General features: G+C 71.9%; 1 protein-coding gene and 1 pseudogene (1 of these 2 running past the window's edge). One reads left to right on the top strand and one right to left on the bottom strand.

All coding sequences use genetic code 11. The features are described from left to right. Positions 1-26,025 carry the 5' portion of a hypothetical protein gene (locus ACWD4J_RS38065; protein WP_451400116.1) on the bottom strand. 9,141 nt of this gene lie to the left of the window's left edge, so the window shows 26,025 of its 35,166 coding nt (coding positions 1-26,025); the start codon lies at positions 26,023-26,025; its stop codon lies beyond the left edge, outside the window. Here ACWD4J_RS38065 and ACWD4J_RS38060 point away from each other — a divergent pair. Then, a pseudogene (locus ACWD4J_RS38060) lies at positions 26,014-26,252 on the top strand (hypothetical protein); the annotation flags it as partial. The gene ACWD4J_RS38065 and the pseudogene ACWD4J_RS38060 sit on opposite strands and share 12 nt — an antisense overlap.

Here is a 26,252-nt window from a genome sequence, read left to right as displayed (position 1 = left end):
CGTCCGCCCGTTCTCCACCGACCATTCGTCCAGTCGGCGTGCGATCTGCTGGACCAGCTCTCCACCGGCCTCCAGCCGGTACAGCTCGACACGTCCGCTGCCCCGGCCCACGTTGGCAGGCGCCCGCACCGCCGGCACATCCTGCACCTCGGCCGACGCCGGCGACTCCTCCACCTGCGTGTCCGCAGTCGGCTCCGGCTCGGTGTCCAGGCCGGCGTCGGCCGCCGCCTCGACGTACCGCTCGGCGTCGTCCGCCACCAGCTTGTCGATGTCCGACTCGGTCAGCTCACCGATCCGGTGGATCTCACTTGCCGGCACCCACAGGGTGACCGCGTCGGGCACCAGCACCCAGGACGACCGCTCCTCCGCCGGCGTCCGGTGGATCAGCGTCGAAAGGTCCTGCCAGGCCTGGCCCTTGGTCGTGCCCGCCTCGTAGGTCGCGTCGAAGCTCACCAGGTAGCCGCGCTCGACCCACTCGTCGGCGGACACGTCCTTCGCGGCACGTACGGCGGACGTGCCCTGTGTCTCGGCATAGGTCAGTGCGCCGCCGGCTTCGGCGCCGACGTAGGTGTGGAGGTCGGTGAGCGGGGTCAGGATGCCGCCGCCGAGCTTGCCCCTGAGGCCCCATCCCTGCTGGACGTCCGACGTCCGCTCGGCCTCGCCGAAGCGCGTGCCGCCGAACTTGTGCTCCTCGTCGACCGCCACGATCCGCGGGTCGCCGAGCCGAGCCGACAGGTCCACGCGCGCGAACAGCTCGCGGCTGCCCGCGAGTCCCGCCCGGTTGTGGCTCTTCAGGCGGACGGTGTCCTTGAAGCCCACCGTCCGCTCGAACCCGGCCATCCGGGCCGCCGGACTGGTGAAATTCTCCAGGACGTCCAGCGAGGCGTTGCGCTCGTTGATCTCGTCCGGCTTCCGCTCCAGCCAGTTCTTGCCCTGGTGCTGGTCGAACGCGGCCGGGGCGCTGCCCATCAGCGGCCGGCGGTACAGCTCCCGCCAGCTCGTCCCGCGCGGTGCGGCCAGCATCCTGGCCACCGTGCTCTGCAGCCCCGGCACCGGCTTCAGCGAGTCCAGCTGGTAACCGGCCGGCAGGTGTCCCTCGCGCTGGTCCGGCGGCGGCGCGTCCCCTTCCTGCCACACCGGGGCGGACGGTTCGGCCTGCACCTGCGACGGCTCCGCCAGGGGCACCACGGCACGCCCGGGCACCGCCACCTCGACCCGGCCGGGAATCGTCGCAGCCGCGTAGCCCGCGGCCCCGTTCGCCTCGCGCCACCGCGCCACCTCGCCCGGCACCGACCAGCGGCCACCCACCCGGACCTCGAAGTCGACCGGGAAGTCGAAGCGATGGATTCCCGTGCCGCCGCCCAGCGACCGCTCGGACCCCAGCCGCTGCATCACCTTGTGGGTGACGACCTGGTTGGACTTGTACGCCAGTCCGGTCCCGAGGTACTCGACGTCCTCGTCCGGGACGATGAAGCCGGCGCCCGCCACGCCGACGGAGTTGTCCTGGCGCTTGGTGACCGCGGTGTTCTGGGCATGGCTCGCGGCGATGGAACCGGTCAGCGTCACCTGCGTGCCGTCGCCCAGGTACCGGCCGTCCGCAGACCTCAGCATGCCGCGGACGAAGACGTCCGGGGCGCCGCTGCGCCACGCGCTGAGCGGGAACCGCACACCGTCCCCGCCGATCGCCAACTCCCGCGCGTGCTCCCGCAGGAAGGCGCGCAACTCCGTCGCCGCGTCCGGCAGCCGAGCGGCGTCGAGCAGTCCCTCCGCGTCGAGACGGTGCAGCACCCGGCCGGCGATCTCCTCCACCGTCTCGTCCGGGAGCCGGTACGCGGCGTCCAGCCGGTCCGCCACGGTGAACCGGCTCACCCCCGCCGGCTCCCGGACGGAAGGCTGCGGCGCGGCGGCCTCCTCCGTCTCGTTGGTGGCATCGGTGGGCACGACGCTCCGGGTGTCACCCGTCGGCGCCGCCGCGTCACGCTCCCGCGTCCACACCGTCGCCACACCGCCGTCCACCCGCTCCGCCTCGCCATCCGGGCCTCCCACACGGACGACGACGGTGAACTCCACCCGGCGCTTGCGGATCGGCCCCTTGTACGTCTCCGCTTCGGCGTGCGCACGCGTGTCGGAGACATCAGTGACGTTCTTGGTCAGTCCGTAGCCCAGGACGACCGGGCCGAGAACGCCGGTCGTGTGGGTGGTGTTGCCCACTCCCAGGGTGAGGCCGCCACCCCAGCGCCGGGTCACGCCCTGCCCCGAGGTGCTCTCCTCGCTGATCTCGTGGGTACGGGTGACGGTGCCCTCCGCCTCCGGTAGGTCCCGCACGACGACGTCCTTGGCGATGGCCACCGCGACCTGGGTCCTGCCCCATCGGCCCTTGAACGGGAAGGACTTGCGGACCACCTGACCGCTGAACAGCCCCGGCGCATGCTCGGGAAGCCGGTCCAGCCAGGCACGCAGTTCCCGCGCCACGGGATCGTTCACCTGGAACGCATTGCCCAGCGCACCCTCCACGGCCTGGAAGACGCCGGAGCCGACGCCGCTGAACTCGGCGTGCAGCACCTCCTCGGTACGCCGCTGCTCGGTGCCCTGCGCGGAGGTGTCCTGAGCGGCAGTGTCCTCGGCCGGCTTGGGCCAGGCGAGCGTCACCGGTACGTGGACGATGTCCTCGCGAGTCCTGGCCTTGCTCCAGGGCCAGCGGCCGGGCTTGCGCACTGAGACGCGGTACGTCACCGTGTGCCCGGCCCTCGTGACCGGCACCCCGGTCTCGACAACCTCCGTCTTCACGCCCCGCTTGGTCTTCGCGGACAGGTTCGTGTCCCGGGCGTTGATCAACCCGGCGATCTTTCCGGCGATCTGCAGGAACGGCAGGGGGATGCGGGCCGCCCGCGGCTCGAGGAACGGTGGCTGGCGCGTGACCGAGGAACTGCGGTCCTCCGCCGCGTGGGTCCGGCTGACCGCGAAGTCGCTGGTGCCGGACGTCACCCCGTGCGGCGTGCCAAGGCCCACGGCCTCCACCACCACCTGCGGCCCGCCGTTGGCACGGGCACTGAAGTCGACGCTGTACCCACCGTCCAGGGTGCGGTGGAAGTTCTCCTGGAGCTGCTCGTCCGAGAAGGCGTTGTCGATCAGGGTGTAGGTAGCGCGGTCGGCGGCGGCCCGCCCGACCATGCGGACGATCGCGGTGCGCACGTCGAAGCCGTCGATCTCGCCGGTCACCTTCGGCCGGTCCGCCCGCGCGCGCCGCACCATGTCCGCGGGGTCGAGTGGGGTGTCGCTCTGGCCGAGCACAGCCTTCAGGTCGGCCTCGGCGAACAGTTCGGTCAGCGCCCGCCGGACGCCTCCGGTGGTGGCCTGGTCCCCGGCCTCCTGACGCTCCGCCGTGGCGAGCTGCTCCGCGACCGCGGTCTCGGTCAGCTGCTCGGGCTCCTGCACGTCATGGGTGGCCGTGGTGTCCTGGGAAACCGGGACGTCCTGTGTCTCGGGTTCCGTCTCCCTCGGCGGTGTCGCGGTGGCGGTCGCCTGGTCCGCGAGGGGTCGCGGCGAGTGGCTGACGGTGATCACCGCCCGTCGGCGCAGGGCGGGGTCGTCCGTGGCGCGGATGCCCTCGGGGACGTCACGGCCACGGGAGACGACGGTGACGGTGAACTCGGATGCGTCCGGGACGGTGGTCCCGTCGGCGGCCGCGCCCCGCAGCTGCTCGCGCAGGCTGTGGGTGAAGGCGGCGGCCACCGCGTCGGCACGTTCCTGGCCGCTGCGGACAGCCGCGCTGGTGCTCGGCCGCCCGAGCCGCGTGCCGTTGCCGTGACCGCTGATGGTCACCTCCGGCAACGCCCTCCCCTCCGCGAGAGCGGCCACGCCGTCCCGGACGGTGTGCGCCGCGAGCGCGTCAATGGCGCGCCGGGCCTCGGCCGACAGCCGGCTCGACCCACCGCCGAAGAGGATGTGCCGCCTGAACAGCCCGCTCGCCGGACGGCTGTCCGCCGGCCGTACGTCGTCGCCGGTGGACGGCGCCTGCACCGAGGGCTGTTCCTGCTGCTCGTGATCCGGGTCGTCCTGGGCCGGCTTCCGGGAATCCGAGGCCGAGTCCGTCGTCCGCCACGCCTCGGCGAGTCGTCCGTACGTCACTCGCTGTCCCGGCGTCTGCAGGGCGGCGACCAGGCTCAGCAGCCGCAGCCGCGCGGCCAGGTCGACCGGGGCGTCCTCCGCGGCCCCGTCCAGGCGACGCACCAGGGCGTCGAGGTTGCCGGCGGAGACCGGCGTGTCGGAACCGAGCTTCAGCACCCGGCGCGCCAGGTCCACGGTGCGGCGCAGGGTCTCGAGCCGCTCGACGGTCAGGTGCTCGGGACCCCCGTACACCTCGCTCGCCGCATCCGCCAGCCGCCAGAGGTTCAGCCCGCCGTTCGCGCCCACCCGCCTGGCGAGCGGCCGGAGATCGGCACGCTTCACCACCGGGCGGGAGGCGGAGAGCCGCTGGAGCACGTTCCGCAACGCGGCAGCCCGATGCTGTGCCGCAGCCGGGTTCTCCGTGTCGAGGAGCGGGAAGTCCGGCAGTACCTCGGTGGCCTCGATGATTTCGTACTTGCCAACGGCGTTCCGCCGGGAGGTGATCTCGAACCGGGAGCCGGGCAGCAGCAGCACCTCCCTCTCGGGCATGGGCGAGAAGGCGGAGATGTCCCGGCCCCAGTGTCCGGCGAGCTTGGCACGGACCAGCACGGGGTGGGTCATCGGCAGGCGGCCCACGATGTTCATGAACCTGAGCGCCCTGACGGCATCCGGCGTGAAGCTGGAGAAGTCGCTGAAGGAGAGGCGGGAGCCGCCGAAGGTCGGTGAGACGAACCGTCCGATCCCCGAGGCGAGGTCGCCGACGGACCGCGTGCCACGGAATACCTCGCCGAGCGCCGGCGGCAACTGCGCGAGGCCCTCCAGGAGCATGGCGGAGTGCGCCGCCATCTCCTTCTCGATGGCGGGCAGCAGCGCGTCCGCGGCGGCGTGGAGCCGATCCCTGGTCCGCGCCAGCTCCTTGGGCGTCAGGTCCCGGGGCGGGGTGCCGAGCAGCGTGCTGATGGCCGGGTGGTCGGCGAGCACGGGCGTCAGGGGCGGCGGCGTGTTCTGGGAGAGGTCGAGGTGCTCGTCGATCAACCGCCTGACCTGGACGCGCAGCACCGTACGAGCGCCACCGGACGGGAATCGGAGCAGCACGTTCATCATCGGGTACGCCAGGCCGGCGTAGACGACGAAGGCGGCGAACTGAGCCGGGCTCAGCCGCTCCAGCACCTGGCGCGCCGTCATGCCGTTGTCCCGCAGCCAGCGCCCGGCCCTCGTCTCGTCGTAGCGCGAGGAGCTCAGCGGCACGTCAACGAGACGCTCGAAGGCCCTGCGGTTCTGCTCGACATACCCCATCGCCTCGGCGCCGGGCTCGCCGAACCCGCCCTGTTCGAGGGGGGTGTTGAGCTTGGACCAGTAGACGGCCTCGTGCGGCAGCATGCCGTCCTCGCCGGCATGCTCGCGCAGTTGCGCCAGCGGCACCCCCGGGATCGACCGGTACATCCGCGCCGCGTCGTCCAGCGGGTCGCCCGTGAGTGACGGCACCACGTCCGCCGCCTGCAGACCCGCCAGAACCTCGTACACGGAATGGTCCTGGGCGGGCAGCAGCCACCCCAGCAACGACAGCGTCAGACCGTCCGCGTCCGCACCGGACATGTTCAGCAGCCTGAAGGCGTTCCCGACCCGCGCGGCGGTCTCCGACACACCGGCGATCAGCGGCATGCCCCGCCGGGTCAGCGCCGCGTCCGACCGCGAGCGCAGACCGTGCCGCAGGAACGTCGCCTGATCGCGCACCGCCTGCGCATCCAGACCCAGCTGCTCCGCGCGGGCGTCGGTGATCCCGCGCAGCAGCGACGTCAGCGTCAGCGGGGAGTCCTTGACGAACGCCGCGTTGGCGAAAGCCCTCATCAGGTCGCGGACGTCGCCGCGCTCCCGCACGTCCCGTAGATCGGACGACCGTGCGTCCTCACCGAGGAAGAGCTTTGCGATCTCGTCCTCGTCGTGGTTCGGGTGCGCCTGCGTGAGCACGTCGAGGAGGCGGGCCACGCTCCGCTCCGCCGCCGCCCGGGCCCCCGGATGACCGGACGCGTACGCGCCCAGCCGCGCCTCGAACGCCTGGGCCTTCGGCAGGTACGCGGCATCCGCGTACAGCGCCCGCAGCGCACGGCCCTGGCCGACGTCCACGGCATCGGGCAGCGTCTGCGAGGCCTCCGGGCCGTCCGGGCTCCCGGCGAGCGCGTCGGCAGCCGCCTGGCCGCTCTCCGCCGCCTCCGCCGCGTTGATCCCGTCGAGGGCCGCCTGGAACGAGTCGACCTCCACGGACTCGGAAGACCCCTGTGCCACCTCGTCCGCCTGGATCCGGTCCAGAGCCGCCTGGAACGAGTCGAAGACCGCCTCACCGGCCACCTCGGCCTCTGCCGGCGGGGCGTGATCGGTGCCCGAGTACTGGGCGCGGTCGTCGAAACGAGCCGCGATGTCTCGTACGACGTCGGTCAACGCGAAGGAGTTGTCCGGCAACTGACGCAACCTAAGCCACTGCGTCCGGTCGGACGGGCCGATCAGCTCCAGCCTCGGCCCGGAGGGGGTGTGGTCCACTCCGATGCTCAGACCGTCGAACGCCGCATGCCCGGTCAGCGGCAGCTCCTGACGGACCAGTCGGCCGCGCGTGTCGAATCGCCAGTGGGCGGCGACGCCCAACCCCTCCTCGTCCATCGGGATGGTGACGGTGAGGCCGTTCGGGAAGCGGGCCAGCCGCGCGCCTTCCGCGGGGAGGCTTTCGCCGTCCAGCAGGCGCAGCGAGCCGTCGATGCCCGTGGGGCTCCCCAGCCGAACGACGTACTCGGAGCCGGGCAGCGCCAGCTCGCGGAACCTGAACCGGACACCGGAGTCCAGGAACAGCCTGCCCTCGCGACCGCTGACGGCGAATCCGCCGTCTTCGCGCGGCAGCACGGTCTGTTCGGGCACCACGTTGCCCTCGGGGTCCACCAGTTCCAGCCGCGAGGACGCCTCGGACGTCTCCGTCGCAAGGATGTCCGTCCGGCGCAGCCGGTACCCGGCGAGCGCGGGAGCGCCGTGCACCGGCTCCTCCAGCACCCGCACCGGGCCGCCGTGGAACTCGTCGCGCAGGGTCCCGTGCGGCACGGGCTCCGCGGAACCCTCCTCGGAGTCGACCGCGGCGGAGCCGTCCGGCACCGCTTCGGACGACGCCGTCTGGAGCTGGGGCGAGTCATCCAGGGCGGCGAGCGGGTCCGACGCCTCGCGCGGTGCCGTCAAGGGCTCCACGCCGGCGAGCTCGGGGGCCGGGGCCGTCCGCTGCCACGCCTCCGCGAGGCGGGCGTACGTCACCCGCCGGCCGGACGTCTTCAGGGCCGTGACCAGGTTCAGCAGCCTCTGCCGCGCGGCCTGCTCAACCGGGGCGTCGGTCCCGACGCCGTCCAGGCGGCGCACCAGGGTGTCCAGGTGCGCGACAGTGACCGGCTGGTCGGAGCCCAGCCGCAGGGTGCGCCGGGCCAGGTCCGCGGTACGGCGCACGGTCGCGAGGCGTTCGACGGTCAGCTGCTCCGGCCCTCCGTGGAGCTCACTTGCCAGAACGGCCGTGTGCCAGACGTGCAGGCCGTTGTCCGCACCGATCCGCGCGGCCAGCGGCTCCAGGTCGGCGCGCCGCACCAGCGGACCCGACCCGGCCAGCGACCGCAGAGCGCTCTTCAGCGCGGCGGCGCGCTGCCGCGCCGCTGCCGGGTTCTCCGCTTCGAGGACGGGGAACTCCGGCAACACCTCGGTCGCCTCGATGAGTTCGTAACGGTCGATCCTCCTCCGGTCCGGGCTCGCGTTCTCGTTCGGGACGTCGACGATCCGGCGCGAGGTGATCTTCATCCGGGCGCGAGGCAGCAGCAGCACCTCCCGCTCGTCCGGGGTCGTCGCGAAGACCGAGATGTCCCGGCCCCAGTTCCCGGTGAGCTCGGTGCGGACCAGCACGGGGTGGGTCATCGGCAGTCGGGCGGGCCGGGGCAGGAACGCCTTCGCCGTGCTCTCGTCCCGGCTGAAGCTGGTGAAGTCGCTGGAGGAGAGCTCCGAGCCTCCGAAGGTGGGCGAGATGAACCGTCCGATGCCCGAGGTGAGGTCCCCCACGGACCGCGTGCCGCGCCAGACCACGCCGTGTGCGGGCGGTATCTGCATGAGGGCGTCCAAGAGCATCGCCGTGTGGTACGCCATCTCCCGCTCGATGGCGGGCAGCAGTGGCTCGGCGGCGGCGTACAGCTTCTTCCGCAGCTGTGTCTGCTCTTCCGGCGCCATGTCAGTGCTTGTGTTCACCAGGTGTTCACGGATGGCCGGGTTGGCCCGCAGCACGTGCGGCACGATGAACAGATCGGCGCCGCCGACCACCTCCTGGAAGATCCGCCGGACCTGGATACGCAGCGCCTGCCGGGTGCCCGCGGACCTGAACCTGAGGAGCACGTTCACCAGCGGGAAGGACGGGCCGGTGTAGGCGATCACGGCGGCGAAGTGGCTCGGGCTCAGCCGCTCCAACACCTGACGCGCCGTCATTCGGTTCTCGCGCAGCCAGCGTTCGGCCGGAAGCTCCGACCTCTCCGAGTCGCTGTCGCCGTTCAGCGGCCGGTCGACCAGGCGCTCGAAAGCCTCCCGGCGTTGCCGGGTGAGCTCCAGGGATCCCTTGCCGGGCTCGCTGAAGCCTCCGTTCTCGACCGTGTTGACGGTCCTGGCCCAGTAGACGGCCTCATGGGGCAGCATGCCGTCCTCGCCGACCCGCTCCCGCAATTCGGCAAGGGACAGTCCCGGAATCGACCGGTACATTCGCGCCGCGTCGTCCAGCGGGTTCACCGCCAGTGACGGCACCACGTCCGCCGTCTTCAGGCCCGCCAGGATCTCGTACAGCGAGTGGTCCTCGGCCGGCAGCATCCACGCCACCAGCGACAGAGCAAGCCCGTCCGCGTCCCCGCCAGGCATGTTCAGCAGTTTGAAGGCGTTGCCCATCTTCGCCGCGTGCGCGGACACACCGGCCACGAGCGGCATGCCACGCTCGTCGTGCATCTCCCGGTACAACGACGAACCCTGCTTCAGCGCCCAGGCCACCCGGCCCGAGACCACCGCCAACGGCAGCTCCGGACCCTCCTCACCATCACGCAGATCACCCGCCCGCGGGTCCTCGACGACCCCGGGCTCTGCCACGATCCGGGTGATCCCGGTGACCGTCCGGCCCTCGGCGCCCTCCGGAGCGCTGTAGTGCACCTCCACACCCAGCACACCGGGAGCCGCACGCAACCCGTCCAGCACCGGCACACCCTGCGCGTCGAAGGCGACCTGCTCCAGCGGCACCTGCTCGGTGCGGAAGCCCAGCACCTGCAGCGCGACCCGGCTCTCGGGTGCGGCCAGGAACGCCGCCTCCCGCTCGCTCAGCGGAACTCCCGCACGCACCAGATCACGCGGAGTCCTGGCAACCTCCGGCGCCAGTCGCTCTCCCTCGGGGCGCCAACGGCGGTTACCACGGAAGTACTTGGCCGCCTCGTCCTTCCAGGAGGCGGACTGCGCCACCACGTTGCCGACAGCGAAGAAGTCCTTCTCGAACGCCTTCACCTTCCCCGGAGCCACCGCATTCAGCACCCCGTTGATCCGGGTACGCAGCCCACCACGCAAGAACGCCGCCTGCTCCCGCAGCGCCTCCTCGTTCAGGCCCAGCCCCTTTGCTTCCGCCCAGGCACGGCGCCCCGCGATGTCCAGCAACAGCGACCTGAGCGTCAACGGAGAGTCGTTGAACCAGGCCGCGTTGTAGAACGCGGTCATCAACTCCCGCACGTTCCCGTGCTCCAGCAGGACCCGCAGATCGGCCGACCTGGCCCGCTCGCCGACCTGCCCCGCCGACGTCACCTCGTCCTTGAAGAAGACCTGCTCGATCTCCTCCCGGCCACGATCCGGATGCGCCTGGGACAGCACATCGAACAGACGCGACACGCTCTCCCGCGCCGCGGCCACCGCCCGCGGATGACTGAAGACGTACGACCCCAGACGCGCCTCGAACTCCTGCGCCCTCTCCGCATACTCCGGATCCGCGTACAACGCCCGCAGAGCCCGGTCCCCACCCGCGGCGACCGGCTCCACCAGATCCACCGCATCACCGTGCACCACGGTGAAACCACCAGGTGCGGCATCGGTGGTCTCCTGCGCACTGTCCTGGACCGGCGCTTCGGGCGACTCGGCCTCGACCTGGGCAGGCTGCTCCAGCGGCGCCTGCGAGGCCCCGTGCCGTGACGGGTCGCCTAGGGAGGCCAGCGGGGCCGGCACCTCGCCCGCACCCATCGAGGGCTCCACGCTGAGCGGCGTCCGCCACGCCTCCGCGAGCTGCGTGTACGTCACCGGGCGGCCCGGTGTCTTCAGCGCTGCGACCAGGCTCAACAGTCGCAGCTGCGCAGCCGGCTCGACATAGGTGTACGCCGGCACACGCTCCAGGCGACGCACGAGGGTGTTGAGGTTGCCGATGGCGACCGGCGAGTCGGAACCGAGCTTCAGGACGCGGCGGGCCAGGTCCACGGTTCGGCGTACGGTCGCGAGCCGCTCGACGGTCAGGTGTTCGGGGCCGCCGTACACCTTGCTCGCCACATCGGCGAGCCGCCAGAGGTTGAGGCCACCGTTCGCGCCCACGCGCCTTGCGAGCGGCCTGAGATCCGCACGCTTCACCACCGGGCGGGAGCCGGAGAGCCGCTGGAGGGCGTTGCGCAGCGCGGCGGCGTGGGTCCGCGCCTCAGCCGGGCTCAGGGTGTCCGAGGTGGGGAACTCCGGCGGCTGCTCCTTGGCCATGATCAGCTCGTACGAGCCCTTCGCCCCGTTTTCGATCGTACGGCGAGTGATCTTCATCCGGGCACCAGGCAGCAGCAGGACCTCCCGCTCCGCCGGCTTCGCCGAGAAGGCGGTGATGTCCCGGCTCCAGGTCCCGGTGAGCTCGGCACCGACCAGTACGGGGTGGGTCATGGGCAGGCGGGCCTGGAAGTCCATGAACACCTGGCCCTGCAGTTGGTTCCGGGCGAAGCTGGAGAACGCCGCGAAGGAGAGCTCCGAACCGGCGAAGGTGGGCGAGACGAAGCGTCCGATTCCCGTGGTGAGGTCGCCCACGGAACGCGTGCCGCGCCAGGCCTGGCCGAGCGCCGGCGGCAGCTGCGACAGAGCGTCCACCAGCATCGCGTTGTGGACCGACAGCTCCTTCTCGATACCGGGCAGCAGCGGCTCGACGGCGGCGTGGAGCTGCTTCTTGAGCCGCTCCAGTTCCTTGGGCGTCATCGTCGTACGGTCGGTGGCCAGCAGCTCGCGAAGGGTCGGGTCGCCTGCGAGCACGCCCGGTACGAACACTCCGTCTTCCGTGAGGTGCCGGTCGATCAGTCGCCGGGCCAGGACGCGCAGGGCCGACCGGGTGCCTCCGGACTTGAACGTGAGCAGCACGTTCATCAGCCGGAAGGCCGGGCCGGTGTAGGTCATCAGGGCGGCGAAGTGGCCCAGGCTGAGCCTCTCCAGCACCTCCCGCGGTGCGGTCTCGTTCTCCCACAGCCAGCGCTGCACGTACGGGTTCTGCGGGGCGCCCGGGTGCGAGCCGACGAGGCGCCGGAAGTCGTTCCGCCGCTGGACTGCCTCCTCCAGCAGCGACCGCCGCCCCTCCTTGTCCATGAACGACATGCCGGGCTCGCGGAAACCGCCCAGCACGTGCGGGGTGTTGAGCTTGGACCAGTAGGTGGCCTCGTGCGGCAGCATGCCGTCCTCGCCGACCCGCTCCCGCAGTTCGGCAAGCCGCAGCCCCGGAATCGACCGGTACATCCGCGCCGCGTCGTCCAGCGGGTTCGCCGTCAATGACGGCACCACGTCCGCCGTCTTCAGGCCCGCCAGGATCCCGTACAGCGAGTGGTCCTCGGCCGGCAGCATCCACCCCATCAGCGACAGAGCGAGCCAGTCCGCATGTACACCGGGCACGTTCAGCAACTTGAACGCGCTGCCCATCTTCGCCGCCTGCGCCGACACACCGGTCACGTGCGGCATGCCACGCTCGTCGCGCATCTCGCGCTGCCACGACGCCGACTGCGGCACGACATCGTCGGCGGCGAACAGGCCCCTCTCGAAGGCCTTCGTCTTCCCCGGGGTCACCGCGTCCAGCACGTCGTTGATCCGGGCGCGCAGCCCGCCGCGCAGGAACGCCGTCTGCTGACGCAGCGCCTCCTCGTCGAGGCCCAGCTGCTTCGCCTGCGCCCAGTCCCGGTCGACGGCGATGTCCAGCAGCAGCGCCCTGAGCGTCAGCGGAGAGTCGTTGAACCAGGCCGCGTTGTGGAACGCGGTCATCAACTCCCGTACGGTCCCGTGCTCCAGCAGAGTCCGCAGACCGCCCGCCGTCACCTCGTCCTTGAAGAAGACCCGCTCGATCTCCTCCGGAGCACGGTTCGGATGTGCCTGGGACAGCACAGTGAGCAGACGCCGTACGCTCTCCCGCGCCGCCACCACCGCACGCGGGTGACCGGACACGTACGAACCCAGACGCGCCTCGAACTCCTGCGCCTTCTCCACATACTCGGGATCCGCGTACAGCGTCCGCAGCGACCCGCCTCCGCCCACGGCGACCGGCTGCACCAGATCCACCGCGTCACCGTCGACCACGGTGAAGCCACCAGGTACAGCCTCGGTGGAAGACTCGACCGGTGCTTCGGAAGGCTCGGCGATGGCATCGGCAGGCACCTCAAGGGGCGCCTGCGAAGGTCCGTGCGGCGACGAGTCGTCGAGAGAGGCCAGCGGGTCCGACACCTCGCCCACGACGTGCGCAGGCTCGTGGGCGGCCGGAGCCGTCGTCTGCCACACCTCGGCGAGCTGGGCGTACGTCACCCGCTGCCCCGGCGTCTTCACCGCCGCGACCAGGCTCAGCAGCCGCAGTCGCGGGGCCGACTCGACCGGGGCATCGTCCGCGGCACCGTCCAGGCGACGCACCAGGGAGTCCAGATGCTCGACGAGCACCGGACGGTCCGAACCGAGGCGCAGCACCCGACGGGCCATGTCCGCCGCCCGGCGTACAGTCGCGAGCCGTTCGACGGTGAGGCGTTCCGGGCCGCCGTGCACCTCGGCCGCCAGCCCTGCGAGGTGCCAGACCGCCAGGGTGTTCCGTGCGCCGATCTGGGTGACGAGCGGCTTGAGATCGGCACGCTTCACCACGGGCCCGGTGCCGGACAGCCGCTGGAGGACGTCCCTCAGCGCCGCTGCCTCGGCCTGCGCGGCCGGGTTCTCCGGAGCCAGGACGGGGAACTCCGGCAGGTTTTCGACGGCCTCGATCAGTTCGTGCGCCACGGCCCCGCTGTTCACGACCTCGCGGGAGCTGATCCTCATCCCGGCCCCGGGCAGCAGCAGCACCTCTCCCTCGTGCGCCGACTCCGCGAAGGCGGAGATGTCCCGGCCCCAGTTCCCGGTGAGCTCGGCACGGATCAGCACGGGGTGGGTCATCGGCAGGCGGGCCGGCACGCCCAGGAACGCCTCCGCCGTGCCGCTGAAGCGGCTGAAGCTGGAGAACACCTTGAAGGAGAGCTCCGAGCCACCGAAGCCGGGCGAGATGAACCGGCCGATCCCCGAGTGCAGGTCGCCCACGGAACGCGTACCGCGCCACACCACGCCCCGCGCGGGGGGCAGCAGCGACAGGACGTCCAGCAGCATCGCGGTGTGGGCCGCCATCTCCTTCTCGATGGCGGGCAGCGACCGCACCACGGCGTCCTTGAACCGCCGCCTGTACTGCGCCAGTTCCTCGGACGTCATGTCCGGCTGCTTGGAGTCGAGCACCTCCTGGATGCCGGGGAAGGAGTCCAGTGCGGGTGGCACGCTCCTCGTGTCCGGTCGGTCGAGGTACCTGTCGACCAGGCGCCTGAGCTGGACGCGCAAGGCCAGTCGGGTGCCCGCGGACTTGAACGTGAGCAGCACGTTCATCAGCGGGTAGGCCATGCCCGTGTAGGCCATCACGGCGGCGAAGTGGGCCGGGCTCAACCGCTCCAGCACCTGCCGTGCCGTCATGCCGTTCTCCGTCACCCACTCGCGGGCCTGCGAGTCGTCCGGCAACTCGCCGGACCAGTCGCCGGCGGAGTCGGCGGACGACTGGCCGGCCAGGGCCTCGAAGGCGCGCCGTCGCTGCTTGGCAAGCCGCTGCCGGTATCCGTCAGGCAGGGCGAAGCCGCCGTTCTCGACCGGGGTGACGAGCTTGGACCAGTAGACGGCCTCGTGGGGCAGCATGCCGCCCTCGCCCAGCCGCTCCCGCAGTTCGGCAAGCCGCAGTCCGGGGACCGACCGGTACATGCCCGTCGCGTCGTCCAGCGGGTTCCGGGCCAGCGACGGCACCACGTCCGCAGTCTTCAGACCGACGAGCACCTCGTACAGCGAGTTGTCCCGCGTCGTCAGCAGCCAGCCGACCAGGGCCAGTGCCAGACCCTCCGCGTCCGCCCCTGGCACGTCGAGCAGCTTGAGCGCGTGCCCGATCCTCGCCGCCGTCACCGAGACACCCGCGCCCAGCGGCATGCCTCGCTCATCGTGGATCTCCCGGAACTGCGCGGAGCCCCGCTCTAGCGCACGCCCCAGACCCGACAGCACACTCTGCGGCAGCTCCGGCCCTTGGTCGCGCAGCGCCGCCACGTCCAGACCCAGCTGCTCCGCCCGAGTCCAGTCACCGTCGGCAGCGATCGTGCGCAGCAGCGGCTTCAGCGCCGTGGCGGAGTCGTGCAGCACCGCGGCGTTGAAGAACGCCGTCATCAACTCCTGGACGCTGCCTCGCTCCAGCAGAAGCCGGAGCCGAGCCATACCTGTGCCGTCCGGGAAGAAGGCCTCGGTAATCTCCGCGAGGGTGCGGTCCGCGTGCGCCCGCGTGAGCACTGTGCGCAGGTGGTTCACGCTCCGCCGCGCGGCGGCCAGCGCCCGTGGATGACTGGAGGCGAACATCCCCAGCCAGGCCTCGAACTCCCGCGCCTTGGGGAAGTACTCCGGATCCTCGTACAGCGCCCGCAGGGCGCCGCGGACGGCCTCCGCTCCCGACACCGGCGGCAGCGGGTCCGTCCCGCGCACGTCGAACCCGGCGTCCACGTCCGCCACGGGATCGGCGTCCGGAACGATCTCCTCCGCCCCTGCCTGCGACACCACCTCGTCCTGGGCGTGCCGGGACCCGACGTCGCTCAGCGTCGCCTGGGATTCGTCGTCCCAGGTCCGCGCCCCGTCCCACTCCGCTTCGGACGCGGTGTCGGAGTCCTCGGTGCCGTCGCTGAGGTGCCGGCCATCCTCGGAGTCGGAGTCCTCGGAGCCGGCGTCCTGGATGTCGTCGGGGAGGTGCCGGCTGTCCTCAGAGTCGGCGTCGTCGGAGGCGGCGTCGGCGTCCTCGGTGAGGTGCCGGCTGTCCTCCTCCACCGGCGCGATGTCGCTGCCGGCCGGCTCGTCCGCGTGCTGGTCGGCCTCGTTCTCCGCTCCGCCGCTCGTCTGCCACGCGGCCGCGAGCTCGGTGTAGGTGATCCGCCGGCCCGGCGTCTTCAGTGCGGTCATCAGGTCGAGCAGCCGCAGCCCCACACCCGGGGCGACCGGGGCATCCTCCGCGGCACCGTCCAGGCGTCGCGCCAGGGCGTTCAGGTGCTCGGCCGTGACCGGCTGGCCGGAGCCGAGCCTCAGCGCTCGCCGGGCTAGATCCGCCGTACGGCGTACGGTCGTCAAACGCTCGACGGTCAGGTGCTCCGCGCCTCCGTACACCTGGCTTGCCAGAGTGGCGACGTACCAGGCCTGCAGGGCGTCGGCCGCGCCGATCCGCCTTGCGAGCGGCCTGAGGTCACCGCGCTGGCGAATCGGCACGCGGGACATCCCCCGCAGGGCGTCCTTCAGCGCCGCGACCTGCGCGTGCGCCTCGGTCGGGTTCTCCAGGTCGGGCAGCGGGAACTCCGGCAACTCCTCGACTGCCTCGATCAGTTCGTACCCAGAAACGTCTGCGTTCGTGCCCGGGTTCGAGCCTTCGACGACCCGCCGAGAGGTGATCTTCATACGGGATCCGGGCAGGAGCAGGACCTCCTGCTCGTCCTTCCCCGAGAAGATCGAGATGTCCCGGCCCCGGTTGCCGGTGAGCCGGGCGTGGATCAACACCGGGTGGGTCACCGGCAGTTGGAGCGCAGGCCCCAGGAACTTCTTGCCTGTCTCCTCCTCCCGGGTGAAGCTGGAGAACGCGCTGGAGGAGAGCTCCGAGCCGCCGAAGCCGGGCGAGACGAACCGGCCGATCCCCGAGTTCAGGTCGCCCACGGAACGCGTACCGCGCCACACCTCGCCGACGGCGGGCGGCAACTGCGCCAGGGCGTCCCGCACCATCGCGGTGTGGAGCGGCATCTCCTTCGCGATACCGGGCAGCAGCGGCTGGGCGGCGGCGTAGAGCCGCTTCTTGAGGTCGTCCTTCTGCTGGGGCGTCGTTGCGTCCCCCCTGGCGGAGAGCAGCGCACGGATGGCCGGGGCCTCCCGCAGTGAGGGCGGCACATCGTCGAGGTCCAGGCCGCCCACCATGTCGTCGAGGATGCTCCTGACCTGGGTGCGCAGCGCTATCCGGGTGCCCGCCGACTTGAACGTGAGCAGCACGTTGATCAGCGGGTAGGCCGGACCGGTGTAGGCGGTGAGGGCGACGAAGTGGGCCGGGCTCAGCCGCTCCAGCACCTGCTGCGCCGTCATGCCGTTGTCGCGCAGCCACTGCTCGACCTCCAGGTCGAGGAGCCTCCCGCCGCGCTGCCGGTCGGCCGCACGCTGGAAGGCCTGGCGGCGACCCTCGGCGTCCCGCACCGCGATTTCGCCGGGTTCCCGCAGGCGTTCGCCCTCGTCCGGGCTGGTCAGCCTGGACCAGTAGACGGACTCGTGCGGCAGCATGCCGTCCGTGCTCACCCGGTCGCGCAGCTCCGCGAGAGCCACCCCGGGGATGGACCGGTACATCGCCGTCGCGTCGTCCAGCGGGTGTCCGGCCAGCGACGGCACCACGTCCGCCGTCCGCAGACCGGCCAGCACCTCGTACAGCGAGTGCTCCTGCAGCGGGAGCAGCCAGCCCAGCAGCGGCAGCGCCAGGCCCTCCGCGTCCGCGACGCCCAGCAGCTTGAAGGCGTTCCCGACCTGCGCCGCCGTCACCGAGACACCCGCGCCCCGCAGGATGCCCCACGAGTCCGCCTCGTGCCGCGCCTGGCCGAAGGCCGCGTCCAGCGGCAGTTCCGGACCCTCCTCACCCGGAGCCAGGTCGCCCGCGCGCGGGTTCTCGATGACCGCGGGCTCCTCGACGATCCTGGTGATGCCGGTGACCGTCCGACCCTCGGTGCCCTCGGGAGCGCTGTAGTGCACCTCGACGCCGATCACACCGGGCGCCGCACGCAGCTCGTCCAGCACCGGCGAGGCCTGCTCGTCGAGGGCGACCTCGTCCTGCGGAATCTGCTCGACGCGGAAGCCCATCACGTGCAGAGCGACCGGATCCGCCGCCAGGATCGCCTCGTGCACGCTCGGGGCGGCACCCGAGCGGGTGTACCGGGCCGCCTCCTGCCGCCACGACGACGACTGCGCCACCACGTTGCCGAGAGCGAAGAAGTCCTTCTCGAACGCGGCCGCCCTCCGCGGCGCCACCCGGCCCAGCACCGCACGCATCCGCGACCGCAGACCGCCCCGCAGGAACGCTGCCTGTTCCCCCAGCGCCTGGACGTTCAGCCCCAGAGCCTCGGCCTGCGCCTCCGCCTCCGCCCAGTCCCGGCGATTCGCCAACCCCAGCAACAGCTGCTTGAACGTCAACGGCGACTCGCTGCGGAACGCCGCGTTGACGAACGCCGTCATCAGCTCCCGCACATTGCCGCGCTCCAGCAGATCCCGCAGCGTGGACAGCCTCGAACCATCCGGAAGGAAGACCCGCTCGATCTCCTCCCGGCTGCGGGCCGGGTGCGCCTGGGACAGCACGTCGAAGAGCCGCCCGACGCTCTGCCGCGCCATCGCCGTCGCACGCGGGTCGTTCAGGGCGAACGACCCCAGGCGCGTCTCGAACTGCCGCGCCCGCTCGGCGTACGACGCGTCCGCGTACAGCACACGCAGGGCACGATCCCCAGTGGGCGTCTCCCTGGCCGCGACGGCGTGCAGCAGGCCCGCCGCGCCGAGAGCAGCGCCTCCCACGAGCGTGTGCAGCACACCGGCATCGACGTCGTCCGCCGCGGTGTGCGCCAACGGGTCGGGCTCGCGCACCTCCGCCGTACGCTCCGCCATCAGCTCGTTGGCCCAGTCCGACTCCGCGTCACTGTCCGCGTACGGGGCCTCCGGCAAGGGCGCTTCCGACTCCGTGTCGCTGTCCGAGTACGGGTCCTCGGCCAACGGCGCTTCATCAGCCGCCGTGACCTCAGTGTCCGAAAGGTCCTGCCCGTCGTCCGCCGCGGTGTGCGCCAACAGGTCGGGCTCGCGCACCTCCGCCGTACGCTCCGCCATCAGCTCGTTGGCCCAGTCCGACTCCGCGTCACTGTCCGCGTACGGGGCCTCCGGCAAGGGCGCTTCCGACTCCGTGTCGCTGTCCGAGTACGGGTCCTCGGCCAAGGGCACTTGATCGGCCGCCGTGACCTCTGTGTCCGGAAGGTCCTGCCCGTCGTCCGTCCCCGCCTCGGACCCGAGGTCCCAGGCCTCCGGCCTCGGACCGGCTCCGGATCCGAGGTCCGAGGACACCGGGCTGTCCGGCTGCGAGGCGAGGTCCTCGGCGGCCGCCTGACTGCCCAGGGACGTCTCCGCGTCGGACTCTGCCGCGTCGGACTCCGCCAGGGGAGTCTCCGTCAGCACGTCGGAACCAAGCGCCTCCAGAACCTGCTCGCCCTCGCTGTGCTCCGGGTCCGCCTCGATCAGCCGCGGCTGCTCGTCGCCGGATTCCGAGCTGGATTCCGAGCCGGATTCCGAGCCGGATCGGGAGCCGGCGTCGTCCGGCTGGACCACGGGCTGCTCGACAGCCTGCTGCTCGGCCGGGTTCTCCGTCGCCTCGGGTGTCCGCCACGCGGTCACGAGCCGGGCGTAGCTGACGGGTTGGCCCGGTGTCTTCAGCTGGGCTATCAGGTCGAGCAGGCGCACCCGCGAGGCCTGGCTGACCCGGGTGTGCTCCTCGGCGCCGTCCAGGCGGCGCACCAGGTCGTCCAGGTGCTCGACCGTGACCGGGCGGCCGGAGCCCGGCTTCAGGACCCGGCGGGCCAGGTCGGCCGCGCGGCGTACGGTCGCCAGGCGCTCGACGGTCAGGTGCTCCGCGCCGCCGTGGACGTCACTGGCCAGGCGGGCCGTACGCCACACGTGCAGGCCGCCGTCCGCGCCGATGCGCCCGGCCAGCGGCCGGAGATCGGCGCGCCGGGTGATCGGGCCGGATCCGGACAGCCGCCGCAGGGCGCTCCTCAGCTCCGCGGCCCGGATCTGGGCGGCGTACGGATCCTCGATGTCGTCGACCGGGAACTCCGGCAGGTGCTCGCGGGCCTCGACCAGCTCGTACTTCGTGATGCCGTCCTCGAGGCCGAACCGCGGCGGCTCTTCGCCCTCCTTCGGCTCCGGAACCTCGATGACCTGACGAGAGGTGATGGTCATCCGGGCCCCGGGGAGCAGCAGCACCTCGGTCTCGTCCGGGTTGTGCACGAAGGCCGAGATGTCCCGGCCGGAGTTCCCGGTGAGTTCGGTACGGATCAGCACGGGGCGGGTCATGGGCAGGCGGCGCTGCCGGCCGAGGAAGAAGTGTCCCATGTAGTCCGCCCGGGCGAAGCTGGTGAAGGCCCGGAAGATGAGCTCGGAGCCGCCGAGTCCGGCGAGCAGCCGGCCCGTCGCCGAGTCGAGGTCGCCCACGAAACGGGTACCGCGCCAGGCCTCGCCGACCGTGGGCGGAATCAGCGCGAGCGCCTCCCGCACCATGGCGGTGTGGATCGCGAGCTCCTTCTCGATGCCCGGCAGCAGCGGCTCCACGGCGGCGTAGAGCTGCTTCTTGAGCGCCGCCTTCTCCCCGGGCGGCATGTCCTCGCGCAGGCTCTCGAGGAGGTCGCGCACGGCCGGGTTGCCGCTGACCACGAACGGCAGCGGGTAGTCCTTGCCTTCAGTGTCGACGTGAGCATCGATACCGCTCCTGGCCTGGACGCGCAGCGCCGTCCGGGTGGCACCGGACTTGAACGTGAGCAGCACGTTCATCAGCGGGTGCACCGGCCCGCTGTAGATCATGAGGGCGGCGAAGTGGGCAGGGCTCAGCCGGTCCAGCACCTGACGTGCCGTCATTCTGTGCGAGAGCAACCAGCGCTCGGCGGGCGACCTCCGCTCCGGGTCGACGTGGAACCCGCGGTCGAGGAGGCGCTCGAAGGCCGCCCGTCGCTTCGCGGCCGTCCTCAGCCTGTCCCGGCCGGGCTCGTGGAAGCCGCCCTGGTCGGCAGGCGTGCCGAACTTGGACACGTAGACGGCCTCGTGCGGGAGCATGCCGTCCTCACCAGCGTGCTCCCGCAGATCCGCGAGCCGGACGCCCGGGACCGACTGGTACATCCGGGTCGCGTCGTCCAGCGGGTGGCCGGCCAGCGACGGCACCACGTCCGCCGTCTGCAGGCCGGACAGGATCTCGTACAGAGAGTGGTCCTGGACCGGCAGCATCCACCCCAGCAGCGACAGCGTGAGGCCGTCCGGATCCCCTCCCGGCGCGTTCAGCAGCTTGAAGGCGTTGCCGATCTTCGCGGCTGTGCCCGAGACGCCCGCGATCAGTGGCATGCCCCGCTCGTCGTGCATGCCGCGGTACAGCGACGAACCGGGAACCATCGCCCAGTAGGCCCGGCCCGACACGACGGGCAGCGGCAGCTCCGGGCCCTGCTCGCCCGGGGCCAGGTCGCCCGCGCGCGGATGCTCGATCATCGTGGGCTGTTGGACGATCCTCGTGATCCCGGTGACCGTCCGGCTCTCGGTGCCCTCGGGAGCGCTGTAGTGCACCTCGACGCCGATCACACCGGGCGCCGCGCGCAGCTCGTCCAGCAGCGGAGCGCCCTGCTCGTCGAACCGCACGCGCTCCAGCGGAACCTGCTCGGTACGGAAACCCATCACTCCGAGAGCGAACGGATTCGCCGCCAGGAAGGCCGCCTCGCGCTCACTGAGCGGAATGCCCAACTGCGCCCACTCGCGCGGGGTTCTGGCGATGTCTCCCGCCAGCCGATCACGCCATGGACGCAGGCGCCGCGACGCGCCCCAGTACTTGGGCAGCTCCCGCTTCCACGACGCCGACTGCGCGGCCACGTTGCCGATCGCGAAGAAGTCCTTGTCGAACGCCGCCTGCTTGCCCGGCGCGACCCGGCTCAGCAGGGCGTGCATCCGGGACCGCAGCGCGCCCCGCAGGAACGACGCCTGTTCCCGCAGCGCCTCCTCGTTCAGGCCCAGCCGCCTCGCCTCCGCCCAGTCACGGTCGTCCGCGATCCGCATCAGCAGCGACTTCAACGTGAGCGGCGAGTCCCTGTAGAACGCGGCGTTGAAGAACGCCGACATCAGCTCCCGGACGTTGCCCCGCTCCAGCAGTTCCTGGAGAGCGGACGACGACGCGCGCTCACCGACCTGACCCGCCGATGTCAGGTCGTCACTGAAGAAGACCGAGGCGATCTCGTCCTGCCCGAGGCCCGTATGCGCCTTCGTCAGCACATCGAGGAGGTGCCTGACGCTCTGCCGCGCCGTCTCCAGCGCACGCGGATGGTTGAACGCGTGCGCGCCGAGCCGCGTCTCGAATGTCTCCGCCCTCGCGAAGTAGGACGGGTCCGTGTACAGCGCTCGCAGGGCACGGTTCCGGCCGAGCGGTTCCATCGGGTCCGGCTCGGCCTGGAACACCGGTGCCGCATCGGCCTCCCACAGCCGTGGATCAACCGGATCTCCGTCAGGTGCCGGCTGCTGTAGCGCGTCCGAAGCCTGCTCATGCTCCTGCTGCGCCTGCGCCTGGTGCCCTTGCTGCTCCTGCTCCTCGTCCGACGCCGGCTGGATCTCGCTCGTCCCCGCGTTGTCCGTCGCCGCTTCCGGAGCCTCCTGCGCCTCGACATGGCCCTGGCCGCCACCGTCCGACAGGACGACGCTGCTGTCGTCGGAGGAGGGAGAGTACGTCGCACTGCCGTGCTCGCCGCTCAGCTCGTCCTCGGAGGCGACGGCTTCGGCCTGCTGCTCCGCCGCGCCGGGCGTCTGCCACGCCTGCGCGAGCTGGTCGTACGTGACGGGCCGGCCCGGCGTCTTGAGCTGGGCGACCAGGTCGAGCAGCCGCTGCCGCTCCTCCGGCGTGACCGGGTCCTCAGCGGCGGCACCGCGCAGACGGCGCACCACGGCGTCCAGATGGTCGCCGGTCACCGGCTGGTCCGCGCCGAGCTTCAGGGCACGGCGGGCCACGTCCGCCGCGCGGCGTACGGTCGCCAGGCCCTCGACGGTCAGGTACGCCAGGCCCCCGAACGCCTGGGCGGCCAGACCGGCCAGGCGCCACACCTGCAGTCCGCTCGGCGCGCCGATGAGCTTGGCCAGCGGCTCCAGGTCGCTGTGGGTCGCGATCGGACCGGCATCGCCCAGCGCCTGTAGGGCGTGGCGCAGCTCGGCGGTCCGGGCCTCGGGCACGGCCGGGTCGCCGAGGGTGGCCGGGGAGAGTTCCGGCTGCTTCTCGACGACGTTGATCTCCTCGTACCGCAGGCCGTCGTTGCCCCAGACCCGCCGGGAGGTGACGTCCAGCCGGGCCCCGGGCAGGAAGAGCACCTCCTGCTCGTGCGGGGTCACCGAGAAGGCGGAGATGTCCCGGCCCCAGTTCCCGCTGAGCTCGACTCGGACGAGCACGGGGTGGGTCAGGGGCAGGCGCGCCGGACGGTGCAGGAAGGTCTGTGCCAGTCCTTCGTCCCGGCTGAAGCTGGCGAACGCGCTGAAGGAGAGCTGGGAACCGCCGAACCCGGGCGAGATGAACCGGCCGATGCCCGAGTCGAGGGTGCCGACGGAGCGCGTGCCACGGTAGGCCCCGCCGGTTGCGGGCGGCAGCTGCACGAGTGCTTCCAGCATCATCGCGGTGTGGGCTGCCATCTCCTTCTCGATGGCGGGCAGAACCCTGTCGGCGGCGGCGCGGATCCGCTTCTTGAGGCGTGCCGCCTCACCGGACGACATGTCCGAGCGATGAGCGCGGAACAGGTCGGCGATGTCCTGGTACCACTGCAGGGTGGGCGGCACGCTCCAGGACGGCGCGCGGAACGCCTTGTCGAGTATCGAATTGACCTGGACGCGCAGTGCCACGCGCGTGGCACCGGACCTGTGCGTGAGGAACACGTTCATCAGCGGGAAGGCCTCGGCCGTGTAGGCGGCGAGGGCGGCGAAGTGCGCCGGGCTCAGCCGCTCCACCACCTCCCGTGCCGACATGCCGTTGTCCCGCACCCAGCGCGTGGCATCCGCCGAGAACATCGAGGCAGGGCCCTGCGGCCGCTCGGCGAGCTCCTGGAATGCCTTGCGGCGTGTCTCCGCATCCAACACGCCCTCGCCGGGCGAGTTGAAGCCGCCGTTCTCGGTCGAGGTGGTGACCCTGACCATGTAGGCCGCCTCGTGCGGCAGCATGCCGCCCTCGCCCACCCGCTCGCGCAGCTCCGCGAGCCGTACGCCCGGGACGGAGCGGTACAGCTGCGCCGCGTCGTCCAGCGGCCGGCCGGCCAGCGACGGTACGAGGTCCGCCTTCTGCAGGCCCGCCAGGACCTCGTACAGCGAGTGCTCCTGCCCCGGCAGCATCCAGCCGACGAGCGCCAGCGCCAGGCCCTCGACGTCCGCACCGGGCAGGTTCAGCAGCCGGAAGGCGTTGCCGAGCCGCGCCGCCGTACCGGACACGCCCGCGACCAGCGGCATGCCCCGCTTGTCGTGCATCTCGCGGTAGAGCGGGGAACGCGGGTCGATCTCGGTCCTGGGTTCGCCGGTGACCAGGCTCGGCCGCAGCTCCGGGCCCTGCTCCCCGAGGAAGAAGTCCCTCGCGGACGCCGCGGCCCTGGCCGGATCCACCCGGCCCATCAGCTCCCGCACCCGGGAGCGCAGTCCGCCCGGCCGCTCCCGCAGGAACGGCGTCTGTGCCCGCAGGGTCCCGGCGTCCAGGCGCAGGTCCTCCGACCGCGTCCAGTCGTCGGAGTCGGCGATGTCCCGCAGCAGCGATCGCAGCGTCAACGGCGAGTCGGCGGCGAAGGCGGCACGGGTGAAGGCCGTCATCAACTCGCTGACAGAGCCCAGTTCCAGGAGGTCCCGCAGACCGGTCGTGGCGGCCTCGCCCGTGAAGACCCGCGCGATCTCCTCCGGAGCGACGCCCGGGTGCGCGTCGAGCAGCACCTCGTACAGGCGGGCCACCGCCTGCCGCGCCGCCACCCGCGCCCGGGGGTGCTCGGCGGCGAACGAACCCAGCCGCGACTCGAACTCCTGAGCCTTCGGGAAGTACCGCGCGTCCCGGTAGAGCGCCCGCATCAACTGGTGCGCACCGGCCACCGGTACGGCCGGCGCCGTCACGGTGTCGCCCACCGGAGAGGTGAGGGCCTCCGACGCCGGGGCGTGGGACTCCGCGACCGCCGCCGGGCTGTGCGCCGACACGGCGGACGAGGTCTTGGCGAACGACGTCAGCTCCGAGACGGCATCCGACTCCTCGTCGGACAGCACCTCGTCGTCGGACCCGGCCTCCTCATCCGCCGACTCGGCATGCGTCGGGGACGTGAAGACCTTCGTCGACCCGAACGGCGAGCTCTTCGGGAACGACATCAGCTCCGAAACGCCATCCAACTCCTCGTCGGACAGCACCTCGTCGTCGGACCCGGCCTCCTCATCCGCCGGCCCGGCCTGCGACGTCTCACCATTGGCCGAAGGGCTCACGGGCGCGAAGACCTTCATCGACCCGATGGGCGAGGTCTTCGGGAACGACATCAGCTCGGAGATGACGTCCGACTCCTCCTCGGACAGCACCTCGTCGTCGGACGCGGCGTCCTCGTCGAGGGTTGCCTGCTCTTCCGCCGGCCGCGCGACCTGCGCGTCGGGAGCCAGTGCGTCCGCGGAGCGCGACACGCCGAGCGCGTCGAAGTGGTGGACAAGGCCGCTGCCCGCGTCCGTCACGGTGAAGCCGGCGTCCAGCCGCTCCACCGACGAGGGCGTGGGCTCCTCCAGCCAGAAGTCGAAGAGGGCGCCGAGGGTGCCGTTCAGCGTGCGCCACGCGACGACCCCGTCCGTACCCGGCAGGAGGTCGGTGCGCACCCGCACCCCGGACAGCCCGCCGATCCCGTCGCCCCGCAGCGGGACCTCCAGCGCGCGCACCTCCGCGTTGGCGTCGAGGTGCCACACCAGCACCGCCCCGTCGGGCCCGTCCGCGGGCATCCGCACCGTGAGGCCGTCGTCGGCACCGGCGGCGATGCGCGCCCCGACCACGTCCGCCAGCGGCGCGCCGTCCGGACCGGCCAGACGGGCCCCGCCGTCCACGCCTGCCGGTGTGTAGAACCGCAGCAGCCGGTCTGTGCCCGGCAGCCGCACCGTGCGGAACTGGAACTCCCTGGTCGCCGAGAAGTGCAGTGTGTCCGTACGGAATCCGGCGATCGTGAAACCGCCGTCCTCACGCTGTGTCACCACTACGCCGGGCAGGGGCGCCCCGTCTCGGTCCACCAGGACGAAGCCCTGGGAGAGCCTCGAATCGATCTTCGCCCCGGCGAGTTCGGGAATCTGGTCGACGCCGGAGAGCCGCGTCCCCTCTGCGGACGGGTCCTCGGAGTCCTCGGAGTCCTCGGCGATCGTGTCCAGCATCGGACGGAACCCACGGCGTGGCGTCCTCGTGACCGGCGCCGGGCTCGGTAGCTGCTCCGCGGTGGCTTCGAGGTCCGCCACCGTCTCCGCTGTCTCCAGCTGCTCCCCGGTGAGCTCCGTGCCCGCCAGTGACCCCGCTGTCTCCAGCTGCTCCCCGGTGACGTCCGTGCCCGACGCCGTCACCGGCGGCTGCTCCGAGCTGTCGCCGGCTTGTTCGGCCACGCCCTGCTCGGCCACGCCCTGCTCGGCGGGAGCGTCGGCGACGGCGCCGGAAGGCTCCTCGGTCTCCGTGACGAACGGCCACGCGTCGTCGCTGCGCCGGGCGACGACCTCCCGGCCCGTCTCCGGGTCGAGGTGGACGTCCTTGTAGCCGGAACGGATCCAGTTCCAGCGCCGCGTGCCGGAAAGCCGCTCGGTGCCGTCGGCACCGAAGCGCGTCCAGGTCCAGA

This window comes from Streptomyces sp. NPDC002577 (genome assembly GCF_053594815.1).
The sequence above is the reverse complement of the archived record's forward strand: the minus strand, read 5'-3'. Positions and strand labels throughout refer to the sequence as shown.